At 59.3% G+C, this 11,612-nt stretch carries 13 protein-coding genes; 10 read left to right on the top strand and 3 right to left on the bottom strand.

Translation table 11 applies throughout. The annotated features are described in order from the left end of the window. Positions 1 to 94 precede the first annotated feature (94 nt). The gene (locus tag R3355_RS20130; protein ID WP_413243546.1) at positions 95 to 655 is read right to left on the bottom strand and encodes a YSC84-related protein; all 561 of its coding nucleotides are present in this window, start codon (positions 653 to 655) and stop codon (positions 95 to 97) included. 299 nt (positions 656 to 954) lie between these two features. Between R3355_RS20130 and R3355_RS20135 the strand changes: the two genes are divergently transcribed. The 7 genes from R3355_RS20135 (at position 955) to trhA (ending at position 7,371) form a co-directional block, all read left to right on the top strand. Continuing rightward, complete coding sequence (locus R3355_RS20135) at positions 955 to 1,212, top strand: hypothetical protein (protein WP_318962791.1); 258 nt, start codon at positions 955 to 957, stop codon at positions 1,210 to 1,212. 40 nt (positions 1,213 to 1,252) lie between these two features. Then, a protein-coding gene (locus R3355_RS20140) for an IS3 family transposase (protein WP_318962793.1) occupies positions 1,253 to 2,403 on the top strand; the annotation gives its coding sequence in 2 pieces (ribosomal slippage) (positions 1,253 to 1,496 and positions 1,496 to 2,403; 1,152 coding nt in all). Beyond that, entirely contained in the window at positions 2,396 to 2,533 is a 138-nt protein-coding gene (locus tag R3355_RS20145; RefSeq protein ID WP_318962795.1) for a hypothetical protein, read from the top strand. Before R3355_RS20140 ends, R3355_RS20145 begins: the two co-directional genes overlap by 8 nt. Positions 2,534 to 2,707: 174 nt before the next feature. Then, positions 2,708 to 3,172, top strand: a complete 465-nt coding sequence (locus R3355_RS20150; RefSeq protein WP_172149031.1) for a bacteriohemerythrin — start codon at positions 2,708 to 2,710, stop codon at positions 3,170 to 3,172. Between the two features lie 389 nt (positions 3,173 to 3,561). Continuing rightward, positions 3,562 to 4,419 carry a hypothetical protein gene (locus R3355_RS20155; RefSeq protein ID WP_318962798.1) on the top strand — a complete coding sequence of 286 codons (858 nt, stop codon included), beginning with the start codon at positions 3,562 to 3,564 and terminating at the stop codon, positions 4,417 to 4,419. Positions 4,420 to 4,423: 4 nt separating this feature from the next. Next, positions 4,424 to 6,505: an LTA synthase family protein gene (locus R3355_RS20160; protein ID WP_318962800.1), complete on the top strand. Its 2,082-nt coding sequence runs from the start codon at positions 4,424 to 4,426 to the stop codon at positions 6,503 to 6,505. 248 nt (positions 6,506 to 6,753) lie between these two features. After that, positions 6,754 to 7,371, top strand: coding sequence for a PAQR family membrane homeostasis protein TrhA (gene trhA / locus R3355_RS20165; RefSeq protein WP_318949675.1), 618 nt, complete (start codon positions 6,754 to 6,756; stop codon positions 7,369 to 7,371). A 64-nt stretch (positions 7,372 to 7,435) separates the two neighbouring features. Here the strand turns inward: trhA and R3355_RS20170 are convergent, their stop codons facing one another. Together R3355_RS20170 and R3355_RS20175 are read right to left on the bottom strand one after the other, a co-directional pair. Then, positions 7,436 to 7,705, bottom strand: coding sequence for a hypothetical protein (locus tag R3355_RS20170; protein ID WP_318962802.1), 270 nt, complete (start codon positions 7,703 to 7,705; stop codon positions 7,436 to 7,438). 598 nt (positions 7,706 to 8,303) lie between these two features. After that, positions 8,304 to 9,188, bottom strand: a complete 885-nt coding sequence (locus tag R3355_RS20175; protein WP_318962804.1) for an SDR family NAD(P)-dependent oxidoreductase — start codon at positions 9,186 to 9,188, stop codon at positions 8,304 to 8,306. Positions 9,189 to 9,870: 682 nt separating this feature from the next. Between R3355_RS20175 and R3355_RS20180 the strand changes: the two genes are divergently transcribed. The 3 genes from R3355_RS20180 to R3355_RS20190 form a co-directional block, all read left to right on the top strand. Next, positions 9,871 to 10,212, top strand: a complete 342-nt coding sequence (locus tag R3355_RS20180; RefSeq protein WP_079202128.1) for a ribonuclease E inhibitor RraB — start codon at positions 9,871 to 9,873, stop codon at positions 10,210 to 10,212. A gap of 126 nt (positions 10,213 to 10,338) precedes the next feature. Continuing rightward, positions 10,339 to 11,046 carry a type 1 glutamine amidotransferase gene (locus tag R3355_RS20185; protein WP_318962806.1) on the top strand — a complete coding sequence of 236 codons (708 nt, stop codon included), beginning with the start codon at positions 10,339 to 10,341 and terminating at the stop codon, positions 11,044 to 11,046. Positions 11,047 to 11,219: 173 nt separating this feature from the next. Further along, positions 11,220 to 11,612 (top strand): circularly permuted type 2 ATP-grasp protein (locus tag R3355_RS20190; RefSeq protein ID WP_318962808.1); only part of this gene is annotated, 393 nt, incomplete at its 3' end.

The raw sequence follows: 11,612 nt of genomic DNA on the forward strand, positions 1-11,612 counted from the left end.
TCACGCCAATCCTGTCCGCGTCGAGCCTGCCCAGAGCTGTTGGCACTGGATAGCAGCGGCAATGGCCAGTAGGGGCTGGCCATTGCCGTCGACTTCAGCGGCGGATTTTGGAGATCTTGGTTCCTTCGATAGTGACACCCGCCATCAACCCTTGCTGATCGAAGATAAATGCATAGGCGTCGTGCTGTAGCGTGGATGTCGACAGATTCTTCGCGACCCCTTCATCGACCACGACGACGGTTGGTCCAACACCGACTTCCCAGCCACTTGTCTTGTCCAGTTGTGCGATGACTTTATCGCTCATCAGGAACACGGCATAGCCGTAGGATTGGGCGCCTATCTGCAGCCCCCAAGAGCCGGATACGGAGTTGTAGTAGTCTTCAACCTCCGTCCCCTTCATCAACACCCCCTCGCCGTAGCTGCCGCCAAATACCAGGCCGGCTTTCACGATGTTCGGAAATACCAGCACTGCCTTGGCCGAGCGCGAGAGTTCCTCGGCCAGTGGCTGGGATTTATAGAGGTTCTGCAGCGCCTGCAGGGAGTCTGTGTTCAAGTCCTCGGCGGTGGCGGCGCTGGCGTAATTCAGAAAGCTTGCCATTACCAGGGCCAAGGTCGCGAGGACGATCGCTGAGAAACGCTTCTGTACGATGTTCATAGTCGTGCTCCGACGGTAACGATAAACAGGAGAGCAAAGCCGATAACGCAGGCCCGCATGTGCGTCGAGTGGCATGGCTGCTTCCTTGTAAGCCGCTCCTGTTTCAGTGTAGCCAGCGCCAATCGTTGGCAACGGCGGCCGAGTCGGAAATTTTGCCTCCTGCGGCTGCTTCGTTTTCTGCTTGCCGCGTTGACTGTTGGCCATCCGGCTTCCTGAACCCAGACTCCGCGCCATGATTGGACAGCCTAGGGCGCACTCGACTACCTTGAGGGTTCATCCTCCAATGGCGAGACTCGATCATGGCCCTGAAGCACGCCGCATCGGGAGAAGTAGTCAATCTGCTGTCTGCCGCAGAGTCGCCTGATTACATCTCTCAGGCAATTGTCAGCGCCCCGCGCATCGAGGTCATGCGACTGGTGTTGCAGGCCGGTAAAGTCATTCCCGGGCACGCCGTGGCCGGCCCGCTCACCCTGCATTGCCTGCAGGGCTGCGTTGACGTGGAGGCCCAGGGCAGATGGCATGAAATGCGTGACAATGAATCGCCCCTAGTTTCGTAGACACCTCCAGGCCTCATAATACGGCCCACTAGGAGGTGCCATGAGCAACCCGCGTTATCCCGAAGAATTCAAAATCGAAGCAGTCAAACAGGTGACCGAACGAGGTCTGCCAGTGGCGGAGGTAGCTGCTCGTTTGGGCATGTCGACCCACAGCCTGTATGCCTGGGTTAAACGCTACAGCAAGCCCCAAGGGCAGCGCGCGCAAGAGGACGATCAGCAAGCTGAGCTGCGTCGTCTTCGTGCCGAACTCAAGCGCGTGACCGAAGAGCGAGACATCCTAAAAAAGGCCGCCGCGTACTTTGCCAAGGAGTGCGGCTGAAGTACGCCTTCATCAACCAGCTATCCGCTGACTATTCGGTTCGCCGCCTGTGCCTGACGCTGAAAGTACATGCCAGTGGTTACTACGCGTGGCTGGCTGAACCGAAGTCGGCACGAGCCAAGGATGATCAACGCCTGCTTGGACTGATCAAGCACGCGTGGCTAGAGAGCGGCGGTGTGTACGGCTACCGCAAAATCCACGACGACCTGCGTGAGCTTGGAGAAGCATGCGGCAAGCATCGTGTTGCTCGACTGATGCGCTTGGAAGGGCTGCGCTCACAGTCAGGGTATCGTCGCCGACCGGGCCGCTATGGTGGTAAGCCTCCAGCGGCTTCACCGAATCATCTGGAGCGCCGATTCAATGTCACCGAACCCAACAAGGTCTGGGTCACGGACATCACCTACATCCGCACCTATGAAGGCTGGTTGTATTTGGCGGTGGTGCTCGATCTGTTCTCGCGGCAGGTAATCGGTTGGTCAATGAAACCGCAGATGACCAGCGACCTGGCTATTGATGCGTTGCTGATGGCAGTTTGGCGGCGTAAGCCAAAGCAGGAAGTGATGATTCACTCAGATCAGGGGAGCCAGTTCAGCAGCGGCGACTGGCAGAGCTTCCTGAAAGCCAACAACTTGCTTGGCAGCATGAGTCGGCGCGGCAATTGCCATGACAACGCAGTAGCGGAAAGCTTTTTCCAGCTGCTGAAGCGGGAACGGATCAGGCGAAAAATCTATAGCACCAGGCAGGACGCACGCGCTGATGTGTTCGACTACATCGAGATGTTTTACAACCCAAAACGCCGACACGGTTTCAACAACCAGCTGTCACCGGTAGAGTTTGAGAAGCGACATTTACTGAGCCTGGAAAGTGTCTAAGAAATCCGGGGCGATTCACAACGATCTGATGTACCTGGCCGAAGAGGCCGAGCATGCCCTGCAGGCCAAGACCGACTCGATCATGCTGGTCACACTCTTTCGCCCGTCCCATGCCTCCTTCAGCAGCTGAATAACCGCGCCGAACCTCCGTTCAGTTGAGCGTCGTACGGGTTCCCTGAACTCTGTCGATAGGCTCCTAAGCAACTATTCACTGATCTGCGTCATCCCCCATTCCAGAGCCGTTGAGTAGCCTTGGTGCAGCGCCCGCATTGCAGCCGGGCGGCACGCTAGGGGCTGAGGGGAAATGAGTTATCTGGTTTGGCAGGACGATCTGAACACGGGCATTCAAGTTATCGATGACCAGCACAAGCGCATCGTCGACATGATCAACTCGCTGCACCAGGCGAAGGCGAGCGGGGGCAGCGGCGGTGAGGTGGGGGAGGTGCTCAACGGTCTGGTGGATTACACCCTGTCGCATTTCGCCTTTGAAGAATCGCTGCTGGAGGAGGCCGGTTACGAGTTCACGCGGCCGCACAAGCGAGTCCATGAGATCTTCATCGGTCGGGTCAAGGACTTCAATCTGCGCTTCCAGGCCGGTGAGGATATCACCGATGAATTGCTCGGTTTGCTCTCGCGCTGGTTGTTCAACCATATCCGCAGCGACGATGCCGGCTATGTGCAGGCGGTCAAGGACAACATGAATAGCCTGGTCAGTAATAAACAGGCTGGCGGCTGGTTTTCGCGATCGATGAAGAAGTTCTTCGCCTGAGGGGCTGTCTCCCCTGGCTGATTGGCCGAGTGTTTCAGCGCAAGGCCAGAGCGACTCACATGGGTGATCGCCTGAGAGGTTGTGAAAATATCGAGCGCCGTCGCGAGGCTGTCTCCAGGCGTTCGCGGCAAGGCGAGCTGCGTGAAAAAGGGGGGAGTTTAGTGCGCTAAATGACCCCGTTTTTCATGTAGCGCAACCTCAGAAGCGGGCGTTTGCAGGCGGCCGTAGCTGTAGTAGGCGAGAGTTTTTTCTCAAGCGCTCAGCAACATCTATCTATCGGGACATCCGCAGTCAGAAAGCGGCACGTTACAACCTTCGCGACAAGATTTTCACACTGCACTTGTCAGACTCCTGGCCGTTGCCTTTTGGCTGGCTGTGGAGTGGTGTCGATGCGATTACCTTTGCGCTATAGGCGTTGGCTACTGTGCTGCCTGGTCCTGCTGGCGCCTGGCTTGGCTTATCCGGCATGGCGGCATTTCTACCCGGTCATGTCTGCCCCCGATTGGCAATATCGCGTCGTCCAGACGGACATTGCCCGCGTCAGCGCCCTGGCTCTAGATACCCAGGGCAGGCTTTATATCAGCCAGGAGTTTGCCAACGGCGAGGGCACAATCCTCAAGCAGAACAGCGACGGCAGTTTGGAAACGGTCTTGCACGGCCTGTCCAAACCCGACGGCTTAGCCTCGTATGGCGATGGTGTGGCGGTCAGCCAGGAGTCGGGCCAGCTATCGCTGCTGCTGTTGCAGGGCGACAAGGTCGAGCCGCTGTTCGCCAGCGACAATGTCGAAGGCATCGCCAGCGACGGTCATTACCTGTACTTCATCGAGGATAAGCAGCGCGGACGCTTGCGGCGTTACGATCCAAGTACGGCGCAGGTTGTCACCTTGCGTGAGGGCTTGGAGGAGGGCGAGGGGGTTACGGTCTGTGCCGACGGCCGGCTGTTCTACACCGAGAAGAAAAAGGGCTGGATCAAACAGTGGCAAGCTTCGGGGGAGGACACGCTGGTGCAGGCCGGCCTCAATCAGCCGGGCTTTTTACTGTGCTCCGCCGACGGCCTGTGGATCAGTGAAGACAGCACCCATATGGCTCGGCTGTTGCTGCTCGATCCTCGCGGGCAGTTGCAGGTGATTTTGCAACATTTGCGTTCCGCACAGACCCTCATCGCCGTGGCACCCGGTCGCTATTTGCTGGCCGAGCAAGGCCGTCAACGCATTCTCGAACTCAAGCATCGACCCCACGGAATCTGAACCTATGGCCTCCACGCCAGCCCTTAATCATCCTTCGTCTGCATCTCGTCTCTCGTGTCCGAGCCTGAAAAGTCACCTGGCCTTCACCCTCTTGAGCGCGCTGGCGCTGCTGCTGATCTATGCATCGCTGCGCGTCGCCTTGCTGGTCTACAACCGCGAGCTGATCGGCATCACGCCGGCGGCTAGCTTCGCCGAGGCTTTCTTCAACGGCCTGCGTTTCGACCTGCGCGTGGTGGTCTATGCCTGCATTCCGTTGCTGCTGTCCTTGCTCAGCGTGCGAGCCATGGCGGCCAGAGGCTTGCAGCGCTTCTGGTTGACCGGATTCGCCAGCATCACGCTGTTTCTCGGTCTGTCCGAACTGGACTTCTACCGAGAGTTTCATCAACGTCTCAATAGCCTGGTGTTCCAGTACTTTCAGGAAGATCCACGGACCGTCTTGAGCATGCTGTGGAACGGCTTCCCGGTCGGGCGCTACCTGCTGGTTTGGGCCGTTGCGACCTGGTTGCTGGACAAGTTGTTCAAGGGCCTGGATCGGCTCAGTCGACCAACGCCCAAGGCGCTATCATCAGCAACCGGCGCACCGGCCTGGCATTGGCGCATCGCTACGTTCTGCGCCTGCCTGCTGGTGGCCGTGATTGCCGCCCGTGGCCACGTCAGTCAGGGCCCGCCGCTGCGCTGGGGCGATGCCTATACCACCGAGTCGATGTTTGCCAACCAGCTCGGCCTGAATGGCACCCTGACCCTGGTATCGGCTGCCCAGGCCAGTTTTTCCTCGCACCGCGACAACGCCTGGCAGTCGACCATGACCGACCAGCAGGCCCTGGACACCGTGCGCAAACTGCTGCTGACGCCGCACGATCAGCTGGTCGATGCCGATACGGCAGCGATCCGGCGTGACTACACCCCGCCAGCCGACGGCACGCTGCCGATTCGCAACGTGGTGGTGATTCTGATGGAAAGCTTTGCCGGCCATTACGTCGGTGCCCTGGGCTATCCGGGCAATATAACGCCGCACTTCGACAAGCTGGCCAAAGAGGGCCTGCTGTTCGACCGCTTCTTCTCCAACGGCACCCATACCCACCAGGGCATGTTTGCCAGCATGGCCTGCTTCCCCAACCTGCCGAGCTTCGAGTACCTGATGCGCACGCCCGAAGGCGCGCACCAGTTTTCCGGTTTGCCGCAACTGCTCGGCGCCCGCGGTTACGATAACCTGTACGTCTATAACGGCAACTTTCAGTGGGACAACCAGTCGGGCTTCTTCAGCAACCAGGGCATGAGCAATTTCATCGGCCGTGAGGACTTCGTCGATCCGGTGTTCATGGACCCGACCTGGGGAGTGTCCGACCAGGACATGTTCGACCGCGGTGCCCACGAATTGGCGAACAATTTCGGCGCCAAGCCGTTCTATGCCTTGCTGCAGACCCTGTCCAACCACACCCCATATGCCTTGCCGACGGACTTGCCGGTTGCCCCGGTGACCGGTCACGGTTCGGCCGATGAACACCTGACCGCCATGCGCTATTCCGACTGGGCGCTCGGTCAGTTCTTCGACCAGGCGCGCAAGGCGCCATATTTCAAGGACACCCTGTTCGTGGTGGTTGGCGATCACGGCTTCGGCAGCTCCGAGCAGCTGACCGAGATGGATCTGTTCCGCTTCAACGTGCCGCTGCTGCTGATCGGTCCGGGTATCCAGGACAAGTTCGGTGCCGTCAGCCACACGGTCGGCACCCAGGTCGATATCGTGCCGACCGTCATGGGGCGTCTGGGCGGCGAGGTGCGTCACCAGTGCTGGGGCCGCGACCTGCTCAATCTGCCGCCAGGCGACCGGGGCATCGGGGTGATCAAACCCTCGGGCGGCGACCAGACCGTGGCCATCGTCACCCCGGAGCGCATCCTGATTCAGCCCAAGGATTTCGCCCCGCGCCTGTATGACTATCGTCTGGGCGCCAAGCCGGAAGCCGAGCGCGTGGAGGGTGATATCGATCCTGAACTGCAGAAGAACCTCGAGGCTTTCCTGCAGACGGCCACCAAGAGCTTGCTGGATAACAGCGCTGGCGTGGTGGATGGCACGCCGCAGCGGCGGTGAGAGCTTGTGAAAAAACTCTCGCCTACTGCGACCGCCCCCCGGCGCCCGCTGCTGGCGTTGCGGTACGCGAACACCAGGAGACGCTCTCGCTACGGCACTCGCTATTTTCACAACCTCTGAGGCGGCGGATGCCAAAAAAGCAGCTGATCGCCCGTGTTCTCGACGAAGCGCTGTCACCCATCTACGTTACGATCTGACTGTATTCAATAAGTCATTGAGACAGAGTGGCGGATCGAGGTTGCTGACACATGTATTACGGAGAAAGATTCAACGCCTGGACCCACCTGGTCGGTGCAGTGCTGGCGTTTGTCGGGGCGCTCTGGTTGCTGGTGCTGGCGAGTCTGGATGGCGAGCCGATGAAGATCGTCAGTGTCGCCATCTACGGCGCCACCTTGCTGCTGCTCTACAGCGTCTCGACGATCTATCACAGCGTGCAGGGGCGGGCGAAGGTGATCATGCGCAAGATCGATCACCTGTCGATCTACCTGCTGATTGCCGGCAGCTACACGCCGTTCTGCCTGGTGACCTTGCGCGGCCCCTGGGGCTGGTCGCTGTTCACGGTGGTCTGGGTGCTGGCGCTGATTGGCATGCTGCAAGAGATCAAGCCGCGCTCCGAGGCACGGGTGCTGTCGCTGGTGATCTATGCGCTGATGGGGTGGATCGTCCTGGTGGCGGTCAAACCGCTACTCGCCAGCCTGGGCACTGCGGGCTTCGCCTGGTTGGCGGCGGGCGGAATGTTCTACACGGTAGGGATCATTTTTTTCGTCTACGACAGCCGCTTCCGTCATTGGCACGGCATCTGGCACCTATTCGTCATGGTTGGCAGCTTGCTGCATTTCGTCGCGATCCTGTTCTACGTCCTCTGATTCGGCGCGAGCACCGAGAGTGCTCGCGTATCCCCGTGTCCGACGAAAACGCCGATCGGGGTAGTCAGGCCTTGGCGGCGGGTTTGTCGAAGAGTGCCACGCCTTGATCCAGGCTTTGGTCAACCAACCATTTGCCGTGTGCGATGGATGCACGCTGGGCGCTGTCCAGTTCGGCGAGAAAGGCCTGGTCGAGGGGCAAGGGCAGTCGTCTGGTGGTGCGGCCATCCGGGCTGGTGATATGGCAGCCGCCGGCCCAGGGTGTCGGGATGCCCGGGTGCTCCACGACATCGGCGGTGATGATGTGGTCGCGGTGGGTGCATTGCATCGTGGTCATGAGATCAACCTCTGTGTTTGAAGGCCTCTGGCAGATCTGCACGGCTGAAATCGAATCGGTCAAAGGGCCTGATGGGTGGCATGGATATCCGTGCTGGATATAGGCACTGCGCGTTACTCGTTGCTTTTGCCTACTCCCGATGGTATAGCACATGCCGATTCTCTCAAGCCCTCGGCGGCCGTCCTCGCCTGAACGGCCTTGCGCTACTGGCGTGAGCAGAGCTTCGCTGAAGGTTACGTGGCGCTGATCGTCGAGAATGGCCGCTTTCGCGGTCTGATCACCAAGCGCGACGCACTCGGACTCGGGTGTCGCACCCGGTACAGGGGGAGGTCTTGGCGTAATCAATGGTCGGATTAACCGAGATCCTCTAACAGTCCGTTGAAAAACTACCTGCGTTGGCAATACTGCGTTAAAAACGGCCTCGCGTGCGAGCCCAGTCAAAATGCTCATTTACAGCACGTAAACTCCGCTTTTGATTCGCTACGCTCACCCCTTCGGGGCCAGCCTGCGGCTGTTACTGCGCTGCGGCCGTTTTTGCCTTGTCTTGCCTGCCTGGCCTACGTTTTTCAATGGCCTGTTAATGCCCCTTTAACATGATTTACAGCGAAGTAATTTCACCCGCTGCCACATTTTTCAGGGTCGGGCTGGCTTCAGCGCTATCGAAGGCCAGGCTCAACTGCTGGCTGCGGCCTTCCACCACCGGCCGGTAGTGGGGGTGGGTAAAAACATACAGTTCGTTATGCAACACCGCTTCCAGCAGCCTGTCGGCCACGATATACGTCTCGATACCATTGGTTACCGCTGCTTTGGCCTTGGCCGCGGCCTCCTGGGTGCGGGGGTTCGTCTGCGTATTAAGCGAAGGAACACCACCGTATTCCGCCTGACGGTTACGCTCACTGCAATAAATGCGCGACTTGGCAAACGCCGGGCAGAGCACCGAAACGCCAATGCCGGCCGACTTGAGCTCCCCTTGCCAGCTCTCCGAGAGCGACACCACCGCCGCTTTAGTCGCACAGTAAGGGCCGGCAAAGGCCATACCGAGCGTACCGGCCATCGATGCCACATTGATCACATGGCCGCCTTCACCATGCTCCTTGATCAGGGGCACAAAAACCTGTGCGCCGTAAACCACGCCCATCAGGTTTACATCGATAATCCAGCGCCAGTTTTTTTCCGAAATCCGATCCTGAGGCCCCGCCACCGATACACCGGCATTGTTCACCAGCACATGCACTTTGCCGAAGCGTTCCAGGGTAGCTTTGGCCGCTGCTTCCAGCGCGTCGCGTTTCGCCACATCGCAGACCACGGCGGCCACGCTATGGCCCTCATCTTTCAGCGTTTGCCGTGCCTGTTCGAGCATGGCGGCGTCTATGTCCGCCAGCATCACGTTCATGCCCTGTTGCGCAAAGGTGCGGGCGATGTGAAAACCGATGCCTTCGGCGGCGCCGGTGATGAAAGCGGTTTTTCCAGTAAGAGTTTGCATAAAAATTTTCTACCTTCCTGAATTCCTGGAATAAGTGCAGCCTTTGCAACGATGCACGGGTGTTCTCGCCCAGAGGTTGTGAACATATCGAGCGCAACGCCGCAGTGGAAGTTTGGAGGCGGCCGCAGTAGGCGAGAGTTTTTTCACAAGCACTCTGGTGCTGTCGGTATGCAGCCGCTCGTCAGAGAGCATGGATATCTAGCGCTGGAGAGCGCCGGTCTACCAACAGAATTTGTTGCCCGTATAGGTCGGCATCTTCGCTGTGTATGAGTGGTACAAGACTGCCGGACCTTCACCTGTCGCCGCCCGACCCATGCCCCGGAGTTGACCGCCTATGAAGGCCGCCGCCGCCCGAGCCGCCTGATCCGGGATGCGCTTGCAGTGTTGCGCAGGTGACCGCCAAACCCGGCAACCTGCTGGCGGTCACCGGTTTTGTCACAAGTTGTCTTTTGCTCCTGCAATTCTTCCTGCTTCGCGCTACTCTGCACTCAACAGCTTCGCGCCATTCGCTCTGAATGGCGCATCGTCGACCAGCCCTGTCTTCAGGTCTGGCTTATGGCACATCAAGCAGCTCCTTGCTTGAATCTCGGGCGGCATGGCTACAGGTGTCGCAACACCGTCGCGGTTATGGCGGTTGCAATGGGAAAGCAGTTAATCATTCCATCGCTGAGGAGATCACTTCATGAGCACAGCCTTGCACGATGATGTCAGTAACGGAGTTTTGCGGCGGATGAAAGAAGGTGGTTTCGACTTCACCAGCTTCCATCCCATCGAGTTCTACGCCATTTTCCCGGATGAGGAGCGGGCACGCATGGCGACCAGAAACTTTCGTGGCGAGTCCTTGCATGCCCTGGTGACCGAGCGTGATGACGGCGCCTGGCATCTGCAAGTGAGCAAAGTGATGTATGCGACCTACCACGGTATTGGCGACTTCGAACATGATCTGGAGTCTGTCGTGGCTCCGCTTGGCGGCAAACTGGACGGTTGGGGTGTGACGCAGGAGGTCAAAGGCCTGCAACCTTGATAGCCATGCGCTTTCCGTAATGAGCATCGGCCGGCCCCCGGCTGGTCGATGCGCCAATTTTCTCCCGCTATTGCCCGCTAGACCCGAGCATCCGCTTTGCTGCAGACTTGGCGGCGGAGGCTGTTGATGAGCGATATCCTGATTCTCACCCACATCGATTATTGCCCGCCGGGTCATTTGGCCAAGGTGCTGGATGAGGCGTGCCTGGATTTTCAGACGCTACGGGTCGATCTTGGCGAACTGCAAGGCATCGACCTGGATCGTCCCAAGGCCGTGGCTATCATGGGTGGGCCCATGAGCGTCAACGATCCCTTGCCCTGGCTGGCGACTGAAATAGCGGCGCTGGAGCATTTCATCCGACGCGATATTCCGCTGATCGGCCACTGCCTGGGTGGTCAGTTGCTGGCCAAGGCATTGGGCGCCGAAGTCAGCCGTATGCCATACACCGAGAGCGGTTGGCAGTTGCTCGAACAGGTGCACGGCGCCGCAGCGAGTCCCTGGTTGACCCATGTACCCCAGCAGTTTCCGGTGTTCCAGTGGCACGGCGACACCTTCGGCCTGCCCCATGGCGCCCAGCCATTGTTGCGTAGCCCCTGGTGCGACAATCAGGCGTTCAGCTGGGGGGAGAAGATTCTCGCCCTGCAGGGGCACCCGGAAATGACCGAGGCGCTGGTGCGGCAATGGCTCGGCGACTGGCGGCATCTGCTCGATGAGCGTCAGCCCAGCCAGCAGAGCCAGGCGCAGATGCTCGATGACTTGTCGGGCAAAATTGCTGCCCTCAATCAGGTGGCCGAAGGCTTCTATCGGCATTGGTTGACGCTGGCGTTGGCTTGAGATGCACGGCATTGCCGTATGGCAGTGCGTGATGCCCGGTGATGCGCGCGGGGCTGCTCCAGATTGGTGCGTCGGGGGCTCGTTTCTTTCTTAACCCTATGATTATTAACGGATAAGCCTGATGGCTCGGGCTTTGCAGTGCTCTGGTATGTCCGGGTGACAAGGAGCACGGCATGGTCCGCACCTTTTATGACGAGATGTACCAGGCGAATGGCGAATGCCGTCCGCACTATCAAGCGTTCGCCCGTTGGCTGGCCGAAACGCCCAAGGAGTTGCTGGCCCAGCGCCGCCGCGAAGCGGATCTGTTGTTTCACCGTGCCGGCATCACCTTCACCCTGTATGGCGATGAGCAGGGCACCGAGCGCCTGATTCCCTTCGACACCATTCCGCGCAGCATTCCCGCCAGCGAATGGCGCATCGTCGAGCGCGGCTGCATCCAGCGCGTGCAGGCGCTGAACATGTTCCTCGCCGACCTCTATCACGAGCAGCGCATCATCAAGGCCGGGATCATTCCGGCCGAACAGGTGCTGGCCAACGAGGGCTATCAGATCGCCATGCAGGGCCTG

The organism is Pseudomonas sp. (genome assembly GCF_033723075.1).
Taxonomy (GTDB): Bacteria; Pseudomonadota; Gammaproteobacteria; order Pseudomonadales; family Pseudomonadaceae; genus Aquipseudomonas.

Coding starts and splice junctions, on each gene's coding strand:
- R3355_RS20130 (WP_413243546.1), bottom strand. CDS start 655: ATGAACATCGTACAGAAGCGTTTCTCAGCGATCGTCCTCGCGACCTTG.
- R3355_RS20135 (WP_318962791.1), top strand. CDS start 955: ATGGCCCTGAAGCACGCCGCATCGGGAGAAGTAGTCAATCTGCTGTCT.
- R3355_RS20150 (WP_172149031.1), top strand. CDS start 2,708: ATGAGTTATCTGGTTTGGCAGGACGATCTGAACACGGGCATTCAAGTT.
- R3355_RS20155 (WP_318962798.1), top strand. CDS start 3,562: ATGCGATTACCTTTGCGCTATAGGCGTTGGCTACTGTGCTGCCTGGTC.
- R3355_RS20160 (WP_318962800.1), top strand. CDS start 4,424: ATGGCCTCCACGCCAGCCCTTAATCATCCTTCGTCTGCATCTCGTCTC.
- trhA (WP_318949675.1), top strand. CDS start 6,754: ATGTATTACGGAGAAAGATTCAACGCCTGGACCCACCTGGTCGGTGCA.
- R3355_RS20170 (WP_318962802.1), bottom strand. CDS start 7,705: ATGACCACGATGCAATGCACCCACCGCGACCACATCATCACCGCCGAT.
- R3355_RS20175 (WP_318962804.1), bottom strand. CDS start 9,188: ATGCAAACTCTTACTGGAAAAACCGCTTTCATCACCGGCGCCGCCGAA.
- R3355_RS20180 (WP_079202128.1), top strand. CDS start 9,871: ATGAGCACAGCCTTGCACGATGATGTCAGTAACGGAGTTTTGCGGCGG.
- R3355_RS20185 (WP_318962806.1), top strand. CDS start 10,339: ATGAGCGATATCCTGATTCTCACCCACATCGATTATTGCCCGCCGGGT.